Genomic DNA, 19839 nt, shown 5'->3' with positions numbered 1-19839 from the left:
TGCATCGCTGCGTCCCGGACATCTCACATAAAATGGCTCGCCGGATGCAGCGTCCCGAGCAGGCCTACGATGGCGAAGACGAGAAGCCCCAACGCGATCTCGGTGACCGTATTGCGCGTCAGGGAGCGAAGCGCATCGCATTGCGCCTCACTCCCCCGTGACAAGGCAAGCTGAGGCGTCAGCCTGAACCGGTTGACCGTCGCCAACGCCACCATGATGGCGAAAACGATGAGCTTCAGCATTAATATCCAACCGTATAAGGTAACGACAAGCCCGGCGAATGAACCGACCAGAATCCACGCGTTGATCAAGCCCGATGCAATCAGCGTCGCCACGCTGACGATGCCGAGCAACGAAAACCGCCTGACCAATTCGAGTTCGAGCGCAGCCCATGCCAAGAGGTGATATCGCCTGCCGGCAGTGAGCAGAAGCGCGAGCGGCACCAGGCCGCCGATCCAGGCCGCCGCGGCAATAAGATGCAGGGCATCGGAGGCGAGATGCAGATACCCCAATTTGTGCGGGGTTGACCCGGCATGTCCGGTCCAGGCGATGGAAGCAACGAGGCCCACAGCCGCCGCCAGGGCGAGCCCGCGACACAACGCAGAGCGCTGGAAGACGAGACAAATCGCCAGCACGATCGCGAGCGCCAAGCGGATCTGCGATATCCATCCAAACTGCGTCAGGTTGAGAACGTCGCGCAGCGCCCCCGACATCACCGCTTCGCCGAGGCTCTCGCCACTCAACGACATCGTCAGCCACAGCACCCAGGTCAACCCGGAGACCATTGCGATGGCGAGACTGATCCACGCCACCTTGCGAATTCGCGAATCCACGATCGCGCTTGCGTCTCGCTGCGAACGCAAGGCGGGTTCGGCGACGACCCCGCGAAACATAAGGGCGCCGGCCGTCACCGCCGTGGCGGCGAAGTGGATTGTACGAACGACGATCATGGGGCCGTCGATCTCCGCCCCGAACCAGGTCATCAGTCTTTCCCGCTAACCGATCACTCTATTGACCGACCTGGAAGGTGAAATTGCCCTCGGTCCTGTGGGTGTCGACCGAAAGCACATGCCACGTCACGTGGTAAGTCCCGCTGCCGCCCGGACGCAGCGCGACCGACATCTGGTTGCCGGCAACGCGCGGCTTGCCGGTATCGACGCGTTCGCCGCTCGCGTTGGTCACGGTGATATTGCTGAACGCTGCTTCCAGCTTTTGCGTGAACCACAGCGTCACTTCGCGCGGGGGGCTGGCGACCTTGTTGCCGACACGCGGTTCGGCATGATCGAGAAAAGCATGGGCTGAAGCTTCGCCCGCAGCCAGCAGGAAAATCAGCGGGATTATTCCGAAAAGAGATGAGCGGTGCATGGTCAGTTCCTTGCAAATGGGCTTGCGGGCTGCACGGGGCCGCCGAAGATCGGCTTGCCGATGCCGCGCGGATCGATGTCGTCGAGGTAGAGGTGCAATTGCGCGATCACCCCGACATTGGTGCCGCTTTGCCGGTTGATCGGGATCAGCGCCTCGACAGCGATTTGGAAGGTGTTTCCGACCCAGATGACCCCGGGATTGATGGTGCCCGTCGTCATCGTTCCGGAGGTGATTGTATTTGCAACGGGCGTCTGCATGGTCGCTTCGACCAGCGGGATCATGTGATTGATGAACTCCGGCAGGCCGAGGTCGATCACGGCCGATTTCAGATAGGGCATGCTGTATTGGATAGTCGCGCCCCAGTTGAGAACCCGCGGGTGGAATTGGGTGTCGACGGTCGGATTGCCGGTGTCAGGATCGACTCCGAAGGTTTGCGTGAAATTTTTCTCCGGGATCGAGTAACCGACCTGGCCGGTGATCGCGACCGGCCTGATCCAGGACAGCGTGTCCGGAAGATCACCCAACCCTTTGCCGAAATACAGGTTCGGCGTGTAGTGGTTGAACGTCTCCGCGCCCACGTCTTCGGAGCCGGTACCACCCCACTCGACGCTGACACCGACCGACATCACGAACTCATGCACGGGGTCCCTGAACACGCGGTACTTGAAGGTCGTGTCGAGGTTCTGAAAGCCGTTGGCGCCTGGTGCGGTCGGATCGGTCGGGCTGAGGAAGGTATAGGTCGAGCCAAACGACACCGCGAAATCCTCGGTGATGCGTTTGGAGAACTCCGTGGATACATCGCGCTGCCGCACCGGCGGAACGTCGCCGGTCTTGAAGCTGTCGGCGGTCGGAAGCGACATCTCATCGTTGACGCCGGGATCGTCGATGCCAATGGTTGCCGGGAAAAAGCGATTGCCAACGATTTCGTGGGCGGGGCTTTGAGAGAGTGGAATGAGCGCGATCGCGAGCCCTGACAGGCCCGCGCGCCAAAGATGGGGTGACATGAAAATTCTCCGCAAATGTTGAACTGTGAATGCATCGGCGGCCGATGGCCGCCACGGTTCACGTCAACTGCGGAGGTGCGCGGGCTTGGGCGTTCGAGCCGACCCGAACGGTCGGCATCGCGTCTCCGGCTTCCAGCCATGATACGCGCTGGTACTGGCGTTGCAGACTTACAAAAATCGGCGGGGGCGGCGCGACGGCAGCGGCGCCGCCATGACCAACCGCGCAAAGCACGCAGCAATCTCCGTGATCATGCTGGGTCTTGGCTGGAGCCGTCTGCGCGTCCGGAGAAGCCGCCGTTTCCGCACAGATCGAGAGCATATAGAGGGGATCGCTTGCAGCATAAGCGACCACGCGAAATGCCGCGATCGGCGCAAACAACTGCACCAATATCGAGAGCAGAACGATTGGAATGAACGCTTCCAGCCGCCGTCGCATGATTTTCCCCAAGACGCCTTGGGTGTCCTACCACCCGCATCGCTGCATGTCGAGGTTACTTGCGGCAGCGCATTGGTACCATGTGTCCACCCCGGAGGCCTTTGTACAAGGCAAAGGAGCCATGCGGGAATATATCCGAATGGCCGGAGTTTTGCGTGCTGTCGCTCGCATAAGAGCAACCAAAGGGGAAGGAATTATACCATGATATCGAAAACAGTCGCCGCAATCGCGGCAGCAGCCCTTATCTGCGCAAGCTCGCCGGCGTTCGCGCAAATGGCCCCTGCAAAAATCGCCGATACCGCAAAGGGCAAAGCGTTGGTGGATGGCAAGGGGATGACCCTCTACACCTTCGACAAGGACGCCGGCGGGAAGTCGATGTGCAACGGTCCCTGCGCGGACAACTGGCCGCCTTTGATGGCCAGCGCCGACGCCAAGGCGATGGGCGACTGGACGATCGTCACGCGCGACGATGGCAAGACCATGTGGGCCTATAAGGGCAAGCCCCTCTACACCTGGAAGAAGGATGGCGCGCCCGGCGACACCAGCGGCGACGGCTTCAACAATGGCGTATGGCACATGGCGGCGCCCTGATCCCGCTGATCCGGACGCGCCGATACGGCACCTTGTTGGAGACAGCAAAAACCCCGACGCGAACGCGTCGGGGTTTTTTTCGATCGTTGCATGTTTTGATCGGAGTCTAAAACCTTAACGCCCGCCCCATATCAAGGCGGCGAAGGAAGCGGCGACACAGACTGCGGCGCGGCTCAGGCTCCAAAGGGCGAGGCGCTAAACGCTTTTCCGACCTCGCAACAAGGCACCTCCTTGCCGTACACGGCTATCTTTGGACAAACTGCTTACTGCCCAAATTGGAGATCGTCGTGAAAAAGCCACTCCTCGCCGTCGCGGCGATACTTCTAGCGTTGACTGGCCTGTACCCCGCACATTCGGAAACCAGAGAACAATGGATCGAGATCGGCGCACGAGTTCACGGCGCCTTCGGCGCCTTTATCCCGGTCGGCATTCGGATTGGTCTCGACGCCAAAGAGCGATTGAAGGCGGACGCGCGCGGTCTCAGCGTGACCTTCTACAACGGCGAGAAGCCGCCCTGCCCCTGCGTCGCCGACGGGGTGATGATTGCGACCCAGGCCAGCCCTGGACAGGGTACCTTGCTGATCTCCCCGGAGAAGGCCCCGCCGGGAATGATGGCTGTGGTCATCATTCGAAATCGCAAGACCGGCGAAGGCCTCAAATACACGATTTCCGACGAATGGCTGCCGAAGATCCTCGGCTGGAACAAATCCGGGCCGGCAGATCGATTCGACGCGGCGATGGCTGCCGAAGGACTGTTCAAGTCCGAGCCAGCGCCATAGCCCCTTGGGACCGCGCCGGAGCGGCGTGAGGCGCCTTCCGGCCCATCCGAGCCCGATTTCCTTGACCTAACTGCAAGGCCTGCAACCCGGGGTGGCGAAATCCCAATCATTTCGAAAATTGCTCGAATTTTGAACAATCGTTGCCGAAAATGGTGACAAGACGAAAAAGATGGTCTAGCAATGCAGGTTCAGGCTGGCCGAGAGGTTTTAGTCTGGTGGTCCAAGTCTCGGGAGGAGCCCTGACGCGCACAAGCAGCGTCGCCCCGTCAATCAAGATCAAATCCAAATTTTCGGGAAAATAGGGTCGACACAATTTTTGGAGCAGGGCGAAAGCCCTGCTCTTTTTTCTTTGGCAGCGGCTGGTTTTCTTTTCGAGATGCTTGCAAAAACTCTCGCACGCCTCTCACTCACGACGCAGCGAACGCGATGGCGCCAACGAATCCGATCGAGCGCAGTTTCGAAATGGCCGCCGAGCGTTGCGAGGATCTGACGCCGCTGGTCTATCGCCGGCTGTTCCGCGAGCACCCCGAAGCCGAAGCGATGTTCCGGACTGAAGGCAGCGCGCCGGTGAAAGGCTCGATGCTGGCGCTGACCATCGACGCCATTCTGGATTTTGCCGGCGACCGCACCGGTCATTTTCGCCTGATCGAATGCGAAGTGTCGTCGCACGACGCCTATGGCACGCCGCGTGAATTGTTCGTCGCATTCTTTGCCGTGATCGCCGACACCATGCGCGACATTCTCGGGGCCGACTGGTCGCCCGAGATCGACGACGCGTGGCGGAAGGTGCTTGATGAGATCGAGGGTGTCGTCGCGCAGCACCAAACTTAGGTCGAATATCTGGTACACTTGCTGTTGGCAGGAGACCTACCGATGCACCCTCGCAAATTTGTCGGCTCCAAATTGCTCGTCGCGACTATCCTCTGTCTCGCCGCGACGCTCGCGGACGCTGCCGGTCTCCGGGCCATCGATATACCAGCCGACGCCGACGGCCCGGCGCTCAAGGGAGCGATATGGTCGCCCTGCTCCCAGCCGCCGGGAGAGGTTGATTTCGGGAAGTTCACCCTGCCCGGGGTCAAGGACTGCCCGCTGCCGGGCGGGAAATTGCCGCTCATCGTCGTCTCGCACGGCCGGAGGGGCAATTTCCTCGGCCATATCGACACCGCTCAAGCGCTCGCCGACGCCGGCTTTATCGTGGCCGCGATCAATCATCCCGGCGATACCGTCTCGGATTTGAGCCGGACCGACGATCTTTCGGTCTACGTCTCGCGGCCAAACGACATCAAGCGCCTGATCGATTTCATGGTCGGCGCGTCCGCTTTCGCTTCCAGCATCGACCGCGAACGCATCGGCCTCTTTGGGTTCTCAAGGGGCGGCTATACCGGGCTTGCGGTGATCGGCGCCAATCCGGATTGGAGCATTGTCACCGAACTTTGCCAGCAATCCACGACTCATGTCTGCGAGCAAATTCGCGCCAAGCAGTTCCCGACGCAGCCGGTGACGCACGATCCGAGGATCAAGGCCGCCGTCATCGCCGACCCCCTCACCGTCTTCTTTACATCAGAAAGTTTTGCTGCCGTCGGAGTTCCGGTTCAGTTATGGGCGTCGGAGCTCGGTGGCGACGGCGTGCTCCCTCATACCGCCGACATCGCGGATCGAAACCTGCCCTCGAAACATGAATTTCATTTCGTTGCGAACGCCGGTCACTTCGCGTTCCTGGCGCCCTGTCCGCCGCCGTTGGCGAAGGAAGTTCCGCAGATCTGCGTCGATGCGAATGGCTTCGACCGCGTCGCCTTCCACCGGCAATTCAATGCAGATGTACTCGCGTTCCTTCGGATGCAGCTCATGAACGCACCGTGAGCTATTTCTCATGGATCCGTATCAAGCCAAATGGCAGGCCACGAGATGCCCGTCGCTTCCTTGCTTCAGTTCGGGCGCAGTTTGCTGGCAGCGTGGCTCGGCCTTGGGGCAGCGCGTGTGAAAATGACAGCCTTTCGGCGGGTTCATCGGGCTTGGCACGTCGCCTCGCAAGCGGATCCTCTTGCGCTTCGCCTTCGGGTCCGGCACCGGCACGGCGGAGAGCAGGGCCTGCGTGTAGGGGTGTTGGGGATTGCGGTAGAGATCGCTTGCCTTGGCCAGTTCGACGATGCGGCCGAGATACATGACCGCCACGCGGTCCGAGATATGCTCCACCACGGAGAGATCGTGAGCCACGAACAGATAGGTGAGGTTCAGCTCGCTCTGCAAATCTTCCAGGAGATTGATCACCTGCGCCTGAATGGACACATCGAGCGCCGAAACCGGCTCGTCGCATACGATGAGCTCGGGCTCTACCGCGAGAGCGCGCGCGATCACGATGCGCTGGCGCTGGCCTCCGGAAAATTCGTGCGGGTAGCGGCGCATGTGCTCGCCCTTCAGCCCCACCTTGACGAGCAGGCTCGCGACGCGGTCGTCCCGCTCCCCTGCCGATGAGGCGAGCTTGTGGATCGTAAATGCTTCACCAAGGATCGCGCCTACGGTCATGCGCGGATTGAGGGAGGCGAAGGGGTCCTGGAAGACGAGCTGCATCTTGCGCCGCAAGGCGCGCAAGTCATTGCCGCCGAGGCCCAGCACGTCCTGCCCGTCAAAGACGATCTCGCCTGAAGTGGGCTCGATGAGGCGCAGGATGCAGCGGCCTGTGGTGGACTTGCCGCAGCCGGATTCGCCGACCAGTCCCAGCGTTTCGCCGCGATTGACCGCAAATGACACGCCGTCCACCGCATGAACGCGCCCGATCTCACGCGACAACAGGCCGCCTAGGACGGGAAAATGCTTCGTGAGATTGGTGACGCGCAGCAAGGGTTCGCTCATGGCGCCTCTCCCAGATGGCAGGCCATGCGATGGCCCGGCGCGATCTCGCGCAAGACCGGCTCCGTTTCGGTGCAGAGGCTCATGGCGTAGCGGCAGCGCGGCGCGAACCGGCAACCGGGGGCAGGATTGATCAGGATCGGCACGGACCCGCCGATGGCCTCCAGCCTACTCTTATGCTCGCTGTCGAGGTCAATCCGTGGAATGGAGCGGATCAGACCCTGCGTATAGGGATGGCTCGGGTGTTCGAACAGGCTGTCGACGGTGGCCTCTTCGACAACCTTGCCGGCATACATCACCACCACGCGCTGCGCGGTTTCGGCCACCACGCCCATGGCATGGGTGATCAGCATCACGGCCATGCCGAAGCGCTCCTTCATGTCCTGCAACAGGTCGAGGATTTGCGCCTGGATGGTCACGTCGAGCGCGGTGGTGGGTTCGTCGGCAATGACGAGCTTGGGCTTGCAGGCAAGCGCCATGGCGATCATGACGCGCTGGCGCATGCCGCCCGAGAACTGATGCGGATAATCATGCACGCGCGCTTCCGCATTGGGAATCTGCACCAGCTTCAGCATCTCAACCGTCCGGGCGAGCGCGTGCTTCTGCGGCAAGCCCTCATGGCGACGCAGGCTTTCCGCGATCTGCTCGCCGACGGTCAGCACCGGGTTGAGCGAGGTCATGGGCTCCTGGAAGATGAAGCCGATCTCCTTCGCCCGGACCTCGTCGAGCTCGCTGCTGGTGAGCGGCACAAGGTCACGGCCCTCGAAGATGATCTGGCCTTCGACAATGCGGCCCGGCGGCATGGCAATCAGCTGCAGGATCGACATGGCCGTGACAGTCTTGCCGCAGCCGGACTCCCCCACCACACAAAGCGTCTCGCCCCTGTTGATGGTGATGTCCACGCCGTCGACGGCCTGAAGGATGCCGTCGTCGGTGGCAAAGTGGGTCTTCAGGCCTTTTATCTCGAGCAAGGGCGCCATCAGATCACCCGTCGCGCGTCGAGAGCGTCGCGCAACCCGTCGCCGATGAAATTGATGGCCACGACCGCGATGAAGATGGCGCCGCCCGGAAACAACGCCCAATGGGCAGAAATGTCGAGATAGTCCTTGGCGTCAAACAGGAGGCGTCCCCAGGTCGGAGTATCAGGCGGAAAGCCAAGACCCAGAAAAGAAAGCGTCGATTCTGCGATGATGGCGGCGGCGACATCGATCGTCCCGGCAATGATCACCGGTCCGACCGCGTTGGGGAGGATGTGGCGGGCCACCTGCCGGGTGCGGCTGGCGCCGAGCGCGCGGGCGGCTTCGACAAACTCTTTCTCGCGCAGGGAGAGGAACTGGGCGCGCACCAGGCGGGCGACCGGCATCCAGCGCAGTCCGCCGATCACCAGCACGATGAGGATGAAAATGCCGCCCTCGGGGCCGAACACGGCTTTGAGCCCGTCGCGGAACAGATAGATCAGCAGGAGTAGCAGCGGCAATTGCGGCAGCGAGAGAAAGAGATCGGTGAGCCACATCAGCGCATGACCGAGCGCGCCGCGCGACATGCCTGCGAGCGCGCCGATCAGCGTGCCGACGATCACGGAGACCATCATCGCGGCAAGGCCGACGGCGAGCGAGATGCGTCCGCCATAGATCATGCGGGCGAGGATATCCTGCCCCAGATCGTCCGTGCCGAAGGGATGGGCGAGCGAGGGACCCTCGAGGCGCGCGTTGAAATCGATTTCGTTGATGGCGACGCGCCACAGGAAGGGGCCCAACACCACCGCCGCAACCAGAACGAGGAGCAGGACTGCGCTGACCACGGCGAGCTTGTGGCGGCGATAACGCAGCCAGGTCTCGCGCAAGGGCGAATAGGTGCGCCGCTCAGCGGAGGGAAATCCGAGGATCAAGCCAGCCATACAGAAGGTCCGCAATAAGGTTGAAGAGCACCACAAGGCAAGCGAATACAAAGGTCACGGCCATCACGACCGGCGTGTCATTGGCGAGAATGGAGGAAATCAGCAGCGAGCCGACGCCGGGAATCCGGAAGATCTGCTCCGTGACGATGGCGCCGCCGAACACGGCCGGTATCTGCAGCGCGATCAGGGTGACGACCGGAATCATGGCGTTGCGCATCACATGCCTGACGATGACCCTGGTCTGCCCCAGGCCCTTGGCACGGGCAGTGGTAACGTAATCGAGGCGGATCACGTCCAGCATGGCCGAGCGCACGAAACGGGTCATCGAAGCCGCCTGAAACAGGCCGAGCACCATGACGGGCATGATCGCCTGCCGCACCTGTTCGCCGAACCAGTTTATGCCGGTCGCCTTGATGTCGGTCGAATAGACGAAGGGCAACCAGTCCAGCTTGACCGAAAAGATGAGGATGAACAGGAGGCCGGTGAAGAAGGTCGGCAGCGAAAAGCCGATGAAGGCGAGCGTGTTGGCGATCTGGTCGAAAATCGAATAGGGCCTGGTGGCGGCATAGACACCGACCGGGATCGCAATCAGAAGTGCAAGCAGCTGCGCCGAGCCGATCACATAGAGCGTGGTCGGCAGGCGCTGCAGGATGAGCGTGTCCACATTCATCCGGCTGACAAAGGAAAAGCCCCAGTCGCCCTGCGCCATGGCAACGAGCCAATGCAGGTAGCGAAGATAGATCGGATCGTCGAGGCCGAACTTGGTCCGAAGCGCGAAGCGCACTTCGGGCGGCACGTTCGGATTGGTCGCCAGTTCCGAGAACGGATCACCGGGCGCAAGCGCAAGCACGGTGAACAGAACGAGCGAAATGCCGAGCAGGCTTGGAACGGCGATCAGCAGGCGACGCAGGATGTACTGGCTCATGAGGGAACACTCTGCCCGCGCCCGTCCTCACGCCTCCTCCCGGTACCAGTCGTGCAGATTGTCCGTTTCGTTGGCCCAGCCGCTGATTAGCGGTCGCAGCGCGTTGGAGCAGGCTTCCACCTTCAGGCGGTGCATCGCGGGTATGAAAACGGTGTCCTGCCACAGGAGGTCGTTGGCCTTGATGTAAAGGGCCGCGCGCTTGACGGGGTCGACCTCATTGTCAGCGGCATCGACTGCTGCGTCGTAGTCCTGGTTGACATAGCGTGGGAAATTCGGGCCCTGCCACTTGTTCTCCTTGGTGGCCACGTAGCGCGAATGATAGCGGCGCATGTGCTGGGCAGGATCGGGCTGGCTCATCGGAATCTGGAACATCTCGATGTCGGCGTAGAACTTCGCATAGGTGTCGGGATTGGCGACATCTGAGGAGAAGAACACCGACGCCACGACCGATTTCAGCTCCACATCGATACCGGCTTTCTGGCAGGCCTGCTTGACGATGGCCTGGGTCTTCTGGCGCGGCCCGTTGATCGCGGTTTGGTAAAGCAGTTTCAGCTTCTTGCCATCCTTCTCACGGATGCCGTCAGCGCCTGGTTTCCACCCGGCCTCGTCGAGCAGCTTGGCTGCCTTTTCGATATTGAACTCCCACGAGGTGTTCTTGGAAACGAATTGCTCGGGCCCATTGAGGAAATTCGCGGAGGTCCGCCCGGCACGGCCGTATATGACTTTCTTGATGGCGTCGCGATCGACGAGCAGCGCAAGGGCCTTGCGCACGGCCGCATCCGAGAACAGCGGATGCTTGGTCTTGATCGAGGAGCGCTCGCCGTCGACCTCGGTGTTGGGGTCGGTGAAATTGAGGGCGATGAATTCGGTATCCCCGCCCACCGCATAGATGGTCTTGCCCTTGCCGCCCTTCTCGAGACGCAGCAAGACCTCGTCTTCCACCTGGATGTTCCAGGCAAAGTCATACTCGCCGGTCTGGATGACCGCGCGTGCCGCCGAGACGGCATCGCCACCGCCCTTCATTTCGAGCGTGTCGAAGTACGGGCGGTTGGGCATATGGTAGTCGAGGTTGATGTCGCCGCGGATGAGGTCGCCGGGCTTGAACTCGGCGAATTTGTAAGGGCCGGTGCCGACGGGTTTGAGGTTGTTCGGAGCGTCGCGGGACTTGTCGCCCTTGTAGTCGGCGAACAGATGCTTCGGGATGATGCAGCCGGTGGCACCGACGAAGGCATTGGCCCAGAACGGAGTCGGCTTCTCGAACTGGATGCGGACAGTGAGGTCGTCAGCCTTTTCGACGGTGATGTCGCGATAGAGGCCGATGGTTGTCGCCGCGGTGGCGGGATCCTTGGCGTACTCCCAGTTGAACACCACGTCGTCGGCGGTGAAGGGCTTGCCGTCGTGCCACTTGATGCCGGGCTTGAGTTTCCAGGTGACCGATTTGGCATCGGCGGACAGACCGCCGTTCTGGATGGACGGAATTTCGGCTACAAGGACAGGGTTCAGGTTGCCGTTGGCGTCCCAGCAGGCGAGCGGCTCATAGAACAGGCGTGAACCGTCCTGGTCCTTGGTACCGGTGGCAAAGTGCGGATTGAGCAGGGTCGGCCCCTGCCACCAGAGCAGCTTCAGCGGGCCGCCGCCGCCGCGCTTGGTCGGCTTGTACGGTGACGGGCTCTGGGCCATGGCGACGCCGCCGATGGCCAGAAGCTGCGTGGCCATGGGCGCGGTGAGGCCAAGACCGATCATGCGCTGAATGAAGGCGCGGCGATCCATGTGGCCGTCCTTGACCCCGTCGATCATGGTTCGCAGTTCAATGTCCAACATCGACGCCTCGTCCGGTTCTCGTGTGGTTGCAGTCGGCCGCAGGGCAGCCGCGCCAAGTGTCCCGGGGAAGATGGCACACCGAACGCCCCGCGGGTCAACTTCTTGCGGCGTGGACGCGGAGGGTTTTCTGGTTGTTGCTTGGGCAAAAGGCCGCTTTGGCGCACACCGCTTCAGCAATCCGCCGGTACCCGGGCGCCAAAGCGCGTTTCAGCGCGCTCTGGGTTGCTAAAAATTTGTTCGCCAAGTCAGAGGTCCAAGTCAGGTCCAAGTCACCTCCAAGTCACCTCCAAGTCACCTCAAGGATCAGTTCAGGGACATGTCCAGTGGCGGCGCAACATTGTCCGGCAGCGGGCTGACATAAGGCGTGCGGGCAGTGCGCTTTTTGAGGTCGGCCTTGGCGGCGGCGATCAGATCAGGTTCCGTCAGCGCCTTGACGCCGAGTCCCGCCATGGCTTTGGCGGCCTGCACCATGGCCTTGTGGGCGGCCGGGCTCTTGCCCTGCGCCACCACCTGCCAGGTGTGAAACGGGGTGCCGATGGCAACCGTCGGGGCATGGACCTGAACGGTCGGGACGACCCAGCTCACGTCGCCCACATCGGTCGAACCGATCTGTGGGTTGCGCTTGGCGTCGAGCGGCACGAGGAAATCGGCCAGCGGGCGGTCAGTGGGATCCATGCCGATGGCCTGATAGACGGTGCCGATGTCCTTCTCGGTCAGCGTCGAGCGGATTTTCGTGGCGAAATCCTTGTCCGCCTCGTCGAAATGCGGGGGACCGAGCTCCTCCATGATCCGATGGAGCGTTTCCTCAAGAGGAGTGTTGGGCAAGACGTTGGAGACGGCGGAAACGATCCGCATCTCCATCTTGGTTTCGGTCATCAGCGCCGCCCCCTGCGCGACCTTGTGGACACGCTCCACCAACTCATTCATGCCGGGCAGGTCGCGGGCGCGGATGGAATAGCGCACGCGGGCATGGGCCTGCACCACATTAGGAGCAATGCCGCCGGCGTCGAGCAAAGCATAGTGTATGCGGGCGTCGCTGGGCATGTGCTCGCGCATGTAGTTCACGCCGACATTCATTAGCTCCACCGCGTCCAGGGCGCTGCGGCCCAGATGGGGCGAGACAGCGGCATGGGAGGTGCGCCCGGTGAAGGTGAAATCGGCTCGCGTGTTCGCCAGAGAAGGCGTTACCACCACTTCCCAGAAGCTGGACGGGTGCCAGGTGAGGGCGATGTCGACGTCATCGAAAGCCCCCGAGCGCACCATGAAGGCCTTCGCCGCGCCGCCCTCCTCCGCGGGGCAGCCGTAATAGCGCACGCGCCCGGGCACCTTGTGGGCGGCAAGCCAATCCTTCACGGCCGTGGCGGCGAGCAACGCGGCCGAGCCGAGCAAATTGTGGCCGCAGCCATGGCCATGCCCTCCCACCTCCACCGGGCGAGACTCTGCCACGCCCGCCTCCTGACTTAGACCGGGCAAGGCGTCGTATTCGCCAAGGAAGGCGATGACAGGGCCACCCTCACCCCATTCGCCCATCAGGCCCGTCGGAATGCCTGCGACATTCTCTGTCATGCGGAAACCCTGATGGCGCAGCTCGGCCAGATGTTCGGCGGAGGAGCGCGCCTCGGTGTAGCACACTTCGGGCGTCGCCCAGACCTTGTCGCTCAGGGCGATGAAACGCGCCTTGATAGCGTCAACGCCAAGCCAAATGTCACTGCGGTTGTCCATCTATCAGCCCCCCGATCCAATGTGAGAGTGAAATCGTTATCAGCTTCGCCAGGCCCCGCCTAGCGCCGGCCGGGGCACCAGCCATGCGGCCAGCAAGAAGGAAACGTGGGCGGATGGTTCGTGCAAGACTCGAGGCATCACTCGAGGCATCACTCGAGGCATCGCACCGCGAGAGCGCGGGCGCCTGTCCTCCTCGCGGTTCCGCATAAGAACGTGGCGGGTTGAGAAGGACATCCGATCAGGCTCAGGTGGCGCGAACATCCCGATTGTGAGACACTGCCCCGTCCGCGGCGCATCCAAACGACGCCATCGGCAACAACATAGCGAGGGAGCAAACAATGTCCGGGACTGAAAAATCCTCAACGACCAGGCGTGACCTTCTACAAGTGGCGGCGACCGCCGGTGCTGCCGGCGCGCTGCTCGGCGGCTTGGGCGTAAGCCCTGCGCTCGCGGCGGAAATGGGACGTTCGGAGAAACCGCTGAAGGCCGCGTTCTCCAACGCAGGGCTGCAGGCCACCTGGTGCGCCCAGGGCAAGCAGGCGGCCGAATATTGGGGCAAGCTGTTCAACGTCGAGGTCACCTGGTTCGACGGCCAGCTCGACGCCGTCAAGCAGCGCGCCGCCATCGACAACATGGCCTCGCAGAAATGGGATTTTGTGGCCATTCAAGCGTTCGGCATCGGCACGCTGACGCAGCCGGTGCAGAAGATGATCGATGCCGGCATACCGGTCATCGACATGGACACGCTGATCGCGCCGCTCGACCAGATCAACGTCCACTCGTTCCTTGCGCCCGACAATGAATTCATGGGCGCCTCGGTGACGCAGGCCCTGGTCAATGCCCTCAACGGTAAGGGCAAGGTGATCATGACCCAGGGCGCGCTCGGCCACACCGGCGCGCAAGGCCGCGCCAAGGGTTTTAACGCGGTCGTCAAACAATATCCGGGCATCGAAGTGCTCGATACGCAACCCGCGGATTGGGACGTCTCCAAGACGGCGCGGCTGTGGGAGACTTATTTGACAAAATACCCGCAGATCGACGCGGCCTTCTTCCACAATGACGACATGGCGCTGGCCGCCTACAACATCATGAAGGCGCATAACCGCACCAACATCCTGATCGGCGGGGTCGATGCGATGCCGCCGGCGATCCAGGCGGTGAGCGAAGGCCGGATGTTCGCAACCGTCCGCAATCCTTCCTGCCGCATCCATGGCGGAGCCATCGTGGCCGGCGTAGCAGCCCTCGCCAAGGGCGAAAAGAGCGGAAAGGATATCCCGAAGAGCGTCGTAACCGACGGTCCGGTCGTGACCAAGGCCAATGCGGCGGGGATGCAGTGGATGGAGGATCACTTCCTGATCTGAGCAGCTATGTCGCAAGGCCGCTCACCGATCCTCGAACTGCACCAGATCACAAAAGCCTTCGGCGGCGTCGAGGCGCTTCGTGGTGTGGACTTCGCGCTTTCCGCCGGCGAGATCCATGGTCTCGTCGGCGAAAACGGCGCTGGAAAAAGCACGCTGATGAAAATCATCGCCGGCGTGCATACGGAATTTTCCGGCCGTTTTGTGATCGACGGGAAGGATACCCGTTTTCGCTCGGCACGCGACGCGCGCGCGGCCGGGATCGCCATGGTCCATCAGGAGCTCAGCGTGGCGCCCGACCTGTCAGTGGCGGAGAACGTGTTTCTCGGCGCGCAGCCGACCAACCGCTTCGGTCTCGTGCAATGGCGGCGCATGGCGCGGCAAGCCGGGGAACAACTCGCCCGACTGGGCATCGACGTCGATCCGACGTCGCGGCTCGGCGACCTGCCGATCGGCCTGCAGCAGCTGATCGAAATCGCCCGCGTGCTGTTCTCGGGCGCCCGCATCATTATCCTGGACGAGCCGACCTCCGCCCTCTCCCCACCGGAAGTTGAACGGCTGTTTTCGACCTTGCGGCGGCTTCGCGACGAAGGCACCGCCATCGTCTTCATTTCGCATTTCATCGAGGACATTCTCCGCGTCTCGGACACCGTGACGGTGTTCCGCAACGGCAGGAAGGTCGCCGACGCCGAAGCCGCCGCGACCAGCAAGGCCGGCCTGATCGAAGCCATGATCGGCAAGGGGCGCGAGGCGCTGGAAGAGAGCTACACCGACGATATCCCGCTGCCGCCCAGGAGCGATCGTCCGGTGGTGCTGGAGGCAGACCGGCTGTCGCTCGCCCGTGGTCTTCGGGACGTCTCATTCAAGGTGCGTTCCGGCGAAGTGCTCGGCATCTACGGCTTCATGGGCTGCGGTCAGCTCGAATTGGCGAGGATCCTGTTCGGCAAGCTCCGGCCCGACCAAGGCAACCTTGTTGTGGCCGGCGACCAAAAGACCTTCGCCAGCACGGCGGCTGCGCGGCGCGCCGGCATCGCCTTCGTTCCCGAGAGCCGCCGGGCCATGCTGTTCCACCAGGAGCCGGTCTACAAGAACATCTCGATCAGCATCCTGAATCGCATCTCGTCCCTGCTCCTCAAGCCCTCCCGCGAGCGCGCAATCGCCAAGCGGCAGGTCGAGCAGTTGCAGATCAGGCCGGCGGCCGTCGAGCTCGACCTCGGAATGCTGTCCGGCGGCAATCAGCAGAAAGTCGCGCTGGCGAAATGGCTAAGTTATCCGCCGCGTCTTTTGGTGCTGTGTGAGCCGACGCGCGGCATGGATGTCGGCGCCAAGAGCGACGTCATCAGCATCATCAGGGATCTGCGCGCGAAGGGCCTCGCAATCATCGTGCTCTCGACCGAGCCCGAGACCGTGCTGTCGCTCGCCGATCGCATCATCGTGCTCAAGCGCGGCGCGGTGGTGCGCGAATTCGCAGGTGAAGCGATCAGCAAGGATCGCCTGCTGGAAGCGGCGTGAGGAGAGGCAGATGACGACCGGTGAAAGCGTGACAGCCTCCGTGGATCACAAGCGTCCACATCGGATCGCCGTGATCTTGCGCTCCCAGATGCGCAACATCGCACCGTTCCTGACGCTGATCTGCCTCTCCGGCTTCTTCGCCGCCGCCAGCCCCTCCTTTGCGACGCTCGACAATGTCGGCAATATCCTCACCCAAGTTTCGGTCACCGGCATCATCGCCGTCGGCCTTACCTTCGTGATCCTGTGCGCCGAGATCGACCTGTCGATCGCCAGCATCGCCAACGTCACCGGCATCGCGGTCGCCTATTTCACCCAGCAGGAATCCTATGTGAACATCGCCAACATCCCGATGCCGGGATGGGCGGCCATCGGGCTTGCGCTTGCGCTGTGCGCGACGCTCGGTCTCGTCAACGCGCTCGGGCTCACGGTGATCGGCATCCCCTCCTTCATCATGACGCTCGCCATGATGCAGATCGCGGCCGGCATCTCGGCGCTCTTGGTGCGCGGGCAGATCGCCTACAAGGTGCCCGATTTGGTCGCCACGCTCGGATCGTCGTCAATCGGCGGCGTGCCATGGATCGTCATCGTCGCCGCCTTGATGCTGCTCGGCGGCCATCTGGTGCTGACCTATACGCGCTTCGGCCGCTACATTTACATGGTCGGGGGAAACCGCGAGGCGGCGGAATATTCCGGCCTCAACGTCAAGCTGATCCTCGGCAGCGTCATGGTGATCTCGGCGGTCTGCGCAGGGATAGGCGGCATGCTGGGGGTAGCGCATTTCGGCAGCGCCCAGCAGAACGAGTTCGACACTTATCTCCTGGATTCGATCGCCGCCGTCGTGGTCGGCGGCACCAGCCTGTTCGGCGGCCGCGGCGGCATCGGCAATACCATTGTCGGGCTGTTCGTGCTCGGCGTGCTCAACAACGGGCTCGATCACGTCAACATCGATAGCTTCCTGAAGATATTGATCCGCGGCCTCATTCTGCTCGCGGCGCTCGTCATCAACGTCTATGCGCAGAGGCTGCGGGCCAGGACGATCGAATAAGCCTTTACCCCTAGAGCGTGATGACTTTTCTTTGAAACGTCATCCCGCTCTAACTTTTTGTTTGAGCATGATCTTTTCGGAAAACCGGTACCCACTTTTCCGGATCATGCTTTAGCGGTCGAAATCCGGCTGCCAATCGCGCAGCTCTCGCACCGCTTGCGTCACCGCGCCGATGGTGCGGAACGACGGCGTGTCCAGCATCATCATACGGGCGAGATGCAGGCTTCGCGCCTCGCAGACCGCCCGAAGTTTTGGATCCTCGATCAATTCGAAATCGATATTGTGCGCAAGGCCGAGGATACGGCGAATGATCTTCGCAGCCGCGAACGCCACGGTGTCCTGGAACAGCCGGTCCAAATAGGCCTGCCGCTCGGCCTCAAGACGCGCCGCGCCGGCCTCTCCGGCAAACAGCGGTGCGGGATAGGCGTCGCCATGGGCCTCGGTGCGCCAAAGCTCGACGAATTTGCGGGAAAACTCGGTCCATACGGCTTCGATCGTATCCAACACCCAAGCCTCGAACGACCGCCGTTCACCAGCCGAGCGTTCGTGGCCGGGCGACGCCAGATAGCTCATGATGAGGTTGGCGATGATAGCGCCGAGATCGAATCCCATCGGACCGTAGAAAGCGAATTCCGGATCGATCACCTTGGTCTCGGTCTCCGTCACCATGATCGATCCGGTGTGGAGGTCGCCGTGGATCAGCGCCTCCGGGCTTGCCATGAATTTGAGCTTGAGCCTGGAGACCGCGACATGCAGGTCGAGGTCCTCGCGGAAGGAAGCCGCGGTCGCATCGAGCCAGGGAGACGTCCAGCGGTTCTGTTCGGCCGGGAAATACGGCTCGGTGAAGATCAGATCCTCGGTGATCTTGCACAGCGCATGATTGCCGGAGAAGGCGGCGATTCCTTCCTTCTTCCGCGCCGCCGGCACCGCGAGGTCGGAAGAGAAGAACAACGTCCGTGCCAGAAAGGTCGTGATGTCGTCGACGAAGCGCGGATAGCGGAGCCCGGCCACCAGCCCCTTGCGCATGATGATGTGCGGCTCGAGCAGCTCCATGGCGATCAGCGCTAGCGCCTCATTGTGGTGGAGCACCGCCGGCACCAGACCGGGCGCCAGTCTTGCCTGATGCACCAGCGCCAGATGTTCGTAATGCGAGCGCGACAGCGGCAGCGGCCAGCTCTCGCCGACCAGCCGCACATAGGGCAGCGCCTGCTTGACGGCAATTCCGCGCTCCGCCCCTTTGACGATGAACACCAGATTGAGGTTGCCGTCGCCGACCTCGCTGATCGACCAGTCCGTCGGCCATCCCCCGAGCTTCGTTGCGACCGCCGGGAGCTTCGCAAGATAGTCCCGCAAATCCGTATCGCGCAGGATCCGGTATTGCTCCTGCCGGGAGGGGTCCAACGGTCGATGCTGCGAGATCATTGGATGTCGTCTCCAGTGCTCCCAGCGGGAATTACCGCCTTAATCCCGTTCGAGGAAGTTCGATCCGATATCGGCCTTCTTCTTGATCGGATCATAATCGCAAAACACGCCATCGGCGAGCAGCGTGTAACTTGCAATCACCGTGTATTTGTCGAGCTTGACCGAGTTCAATCCGACGACGGAGGTGTTCTTGCCGGTATTCCATTTGAACGGGGTCGAGCTCTGCGCGCGCTCGCAGGCCGCAACCGCTTCGGCAAAGACCGAGCCTTCGACAAAGGCTTTCAGGGTCCTGACCTGGACGTTTATTTTCCAGTCGATGTAGAAAGCCGCCGCAAGGCCAATGATGAGAAGGACCAAAAGCCCGATTACTGTTCGCTGAAACGTCATTTCCTCCCCCCGGACACGGCGTTCTGTTGAACGCTCAGAACGGCATCCCCATCAGTTTCGAGAGCCGCTCGATATTCAGATAACCCGCATTATAGGCAAGCCACGCAATGGCGAAAATCACCGCCGAGATAATCGTTGTCCAGATCAGTTTGCGGCCCATTTTGGTCGCGATCGGCGCGCCGGGATCGGTCCCGGGCGCGCCTTCGCCGTCCTCGTGCTGGCTGCGCACGCCGAACGGCAGCGTCAGGAACAGCACGATCCACCACATGACGAAGTAGATCGCAAACGCAGTGGCGATGGTGTAGGCCATCGCGCCTCAGGCCTGCTCAATTTCGACCAGCGCGCCGGAAAAATCCTTCGGGTGAAGGAACAGCACCGGCTTGCCGTGGGCGCCGATTTTGGGCACGCCGTCGCCTAGCACCCGCGCGCCCTCCTTGATCAAGGTGTCGCGCGCCGCAATGATGTCCGGAACGTCGTAGCAGATATGATGGATGCCGCCGTCGGCGTTGCGCTCGAGAAATTTCGCGATCGGGGAGGATTCGCCGAGCGGCTGGATGAACTCGATCTTGGTGTTGGGCAGCGTCACGAACACGGTGATGACGCCGTGCTCGGGCAGCGCTACGGCTTTCGAAATATCGGCGCCGAACGCCGCGCCATAGATTTTGGCGGCCTTCTCGGCGTCCTTGACCGCGATCGCGACGTGATTGAGCCGACCAAGCATGACACTC

At 62.0% G+C, this 19839-nt stretch carries 21 protein-coding genes; 7 read left to right on the top strand and 14 right to left on the bottom strand.

Annotation, left to right across the window (positions count from 1 at the left end):
* Positions 1-23: 23 nt before the first annotated feature.
* Genes copD through B5526_RS35545 form a run of 4 tightly spaced genes read right to left on the bottom strand, consistent with a single transcriptional unit; the run spans position 24 to position 2805 of the window.
* Positions 24-983: a copper homeostasis membrane protein CopD gene (gene copD, locus B5526_RS35560; protein ID WP_079544293.1), complete on the bottom strand. Its 960-nt coding sequence runs from the start codon at positions 981-983 to the stop codon at positions 24-26.
* Positions 984-1008: 25 nt separating this feature from the next.
* On the bottom strand, positions 1009-1365 hold the full coding sequence (locus tag B5526_RS35555; protein ID WP_079544292.1) for a copper resistance CopC family protein: 357 nt from the start codon (positions 1363-1365) through the stop codon (positions 1009-1011).
* A 2-nt stretch (positions 1366-1367) separates the two neighbouring features.
* Positions 1368-2369, bottom strand: a complete 1002-nt coding sequence (locus B5526_RS35550) for a hypothetical protein (RefSeq protein WP_079544291.1) — start codon at positions 2367-2369, stop codon at positions 1368-1370.
* A 58-nt stretch (positions 2370-2427) separates the two neighbouring features.
* A complete protein-coding gene (locus tag B5526_RS35545; RefSeq protein WP_079545913.1) occupies positions 2428-2805 on the bottom strand; it encodes a DUF2946 domain-containing protein in 378 nt (125 codons plus the stop codon).
* A gap of 201 nt (positions 2806-3006) precedes the next feature.
* Here B5526_RS35545 and B5526_RS35540 point away from each other — a divergent pair, with 201 nt between their 5' ends.
* From B5526_RS35540 to B5526_RS35525, 4 genes are all read left to right on the top strand, one after another.
* Positions 3007-3396: a COG4315 family predicted lipoprotein gene (locus tag B5526_RS35540; protein ID WP_172842176.1), complete on the top strand. Its 390-nt coding sequence runs from the start codon at positions 3007-3009 to the stop codon at positions 3394-3396.
* Positions 3397-3671: 275 nt separating this feature from the next.
* Positions 3672-4175: a formylmethanofuran dehydrogenase subunit E family protein gene (locus tag B5526_RS35535; protein WP_197688396.1), complete on the top strand. Its 504-nt coding sequence runs from the start codon at positions 3672-3674 to the stop codon at positions 4173-4175.
* Between the two features lie 426 nt (positions 4176-4601).
* Positions 4602-5006: a globin gene (locus tag B5526_RS35530; protein WP_079544289.1), complete on the top strand. Its 405-nt coding sequence runs from the start codon at positions 4602-4604 to the stop codon at positions 5004-5006.
* A 42-nt stretch (positions 5007-5048) separates the two neighbouring features.
* Positions 5049-6035, top strand: coding sequence for an alpha/beta hydrolase family protein (locus B5526_RS35525; protein ID WP_079544288.1), 987 nt, complete (start codon positions 5049-5051; stop codon positions 6033-6035).
* Between the two features lie 21 nt (positions 6036-6056).
* Here the strand turns inward: B5526_RS35525 and B5526_RS35520 are convergent, their stop codons facing one another.
* The 6 genes from B5526_RS35520 to B5526_RS35495 all read right to left on the bottom strand — a co-directional run bounded on the left by B5526_RS35520 (position 6057) and on the right by B5526_RS35495 (position 13387).
* Entirely contained in the window at positions 6057-7025 is a 969-nt protein-coding gene (locus tag B5526_RS35520; RefSeq protein ID WP_079544287.1) for an ABC transporter ATP-binding protein, read from the bottom strand.
* A complete protein-coding gene (locus tag B5526_RS35515) occupies positions 7022-8002 on the bottom strand; it encodes an ABC transporter ATP-binding protein (protein ID WP_079544286.1) in 981 nt (326 codons plus the stop codon). Before B5526_RS35515 ends, B5526_RS35520 begins: the two co-directional genes overlap by 4 nt.
* Positions 8002-8919 (bottom strand): ABC transporter permease, encoded by a 918-nt coding sequence (locus tag B5526_RS35510; RefSeq protein ID WP_079544285.1) that lies wholly within the window; start codon positions 8917-8919, stop codon positions 8002-8004. Before B5526_RS35510 ends, B5526_RS35515 begins: the two co-directional genes overlap by 1 nt.
* Complete coding sequence (locus B5526_RS35505) at positions 8885-9844, bottom strand: ABC transporter permease (RefSeq protein WP_079544284.1); 960 nt, start codon at positions 9842-9844, stop codon at positions 8885-8887. The genes B5526_RS35510 and B5526_RS35505 overlap by 35 nt, the downstream gene beginning before the upstream one ends.
* A gap of 27 nt (positions 9845-9871) precedes the next feature.
* The gene (locus tag B5526_RS35500; protein WP_079544283.1) at positions 9872-11665 is read right to left on the bottom strand and encodes a peptide ABC transporter substrate-binding protein; all 1794 of its coding nucleotides are present in this window, start codon (positions 11663-11665) and stop codon (positions 9872-9874) included.
* Positions 11666-11968: 303 nt separating this feature from the next.
* The gene (locus B5526_RS35495) at positions 11969-13387 is read right to left on the bottom strand and encodes a M20 family metallopeptidase (RefSeq protein ID WP_079544282.1); all 1419 of its coding nucleotides are present in this window, start codon (positions 13385-13387) and stop codon (positions 11969-11971) included.
* A 338-nt stretch (positions 13388-13725) separates the two neighbouring features.
* Between B5526_RS35495 and B5526_RS35490 the strand changes: the two genes are divergently transcribed.
* Genes B5526_RS35490 through B5526_RS35480 form a run of 3 tightly spaced genes read left to right on the top strand, consistent with a single transcriptional unit; the run spans position 13726 to position 17302 of the window.
* On the top strand, positions 13726-14748 hold the full coding sequence (locus B5526_RS35490) for a sugar ABC transporter substrate-binding protein (protein ID WP_079544281.1): 1023 nt from the start codon (positions 13726-13728) through the stop codon (positions 14746-14748).
* 6 nt (positions 14749-14754) lie between these two features.
* The gene (locus B5526_RS35485) at positions 14755-16257 is read left to right on the top strand and encodes a sugar ABC transporter ATP-binding protein (protein ID WP_079544280.1); all 1503 of its coding nucleotides are present in this window, start codon (positions 14755-14757) and stop codon (positions 16255-16257) included.
* A gap of 10 nt (positions 16258-16267) precedes the next feature.
* Positions 16268-17302: an ABC transporter permease gene (locus B5526_RS35480; protein WP_079544279.1), complete on the top strand. Its 1035-nt coding sequence runs from the start codon at positions 16268-16270 to the stop codon at positions 17300-17302.
* A 111-nt stretch (positions 17303-17413) separates the two neighbouring features.
* On the opposite strand, the gene mtnK is transcribed toward B5526_RS35480, so the two are convergent.
* The 4 genes from mtnK to mce are packed head-to-tail and all read right to left on the bottom strand — an operon-like array spanning position 17414 to position 19832.
* A complete protein-coding gene (gene mtnK, locus B5526_RS35475; RefSeq protein ID WP_079544278.1) occupies positions 17414-18724 on the bottom strand; it encodes an S-methyl-5-thioribose kinase in 1311 nt (436 codons plus the stop codon).
* 39 nt (positions 18725-18763) lie between these two features.
* Positions 18764-19111, bottom strand: a complete 348-nt coding sequence (locus B5526_RS35470; RefSeq protein ID WP_079544277.1) for a hypothetical protein — start codon at positions 19109-19111, stop codon at positions 18764-18766.
* A 34-nt stretch (positions 19112-19145) separates the two neighbouring features.
* Complete coding sequence (locus B5526_RS35465; protein WP_079544276.1) at positions 19146-19421, bottom strand: DUF1467 family protein; 276 nt, start codon at positions 19419-19421, stop codon at positions 19146-19148.
* Between the two features lie 6 nt (positions 19422-19427).
* Positions 19428-19832 carry a methylmalonyl-CoA epimerase gene (mce, locus tag B5526_RS35460; RefSeq protein WP_079544275.1) on the bottom strand — a complete coding sequence of 135 codons (405 nt, stop codon included), beginning with the start codon at positions 19830-19832 and terminating at the stop codon, positions 19428-19430.
* Positions 19833-19839 lie beyond the last annotated feature (7 nt).

It is taken from the genome of Bradyrhizobium lablabi, assembly GCF_900141755.1.
In the GTDB taxonomy this organism is placed as follows: Bacteria; Pseudomonadota; Alphaproteobacteria; order Rhizobiales; family Xanthobacteraceae; genus Bradyrhizobium; species Bradyrhizobium lablabi_A.
Note: the sequence above shows the minus strand (reverse complement) of the source record. Positions and strands in the feature narration are given on the sequence as shown.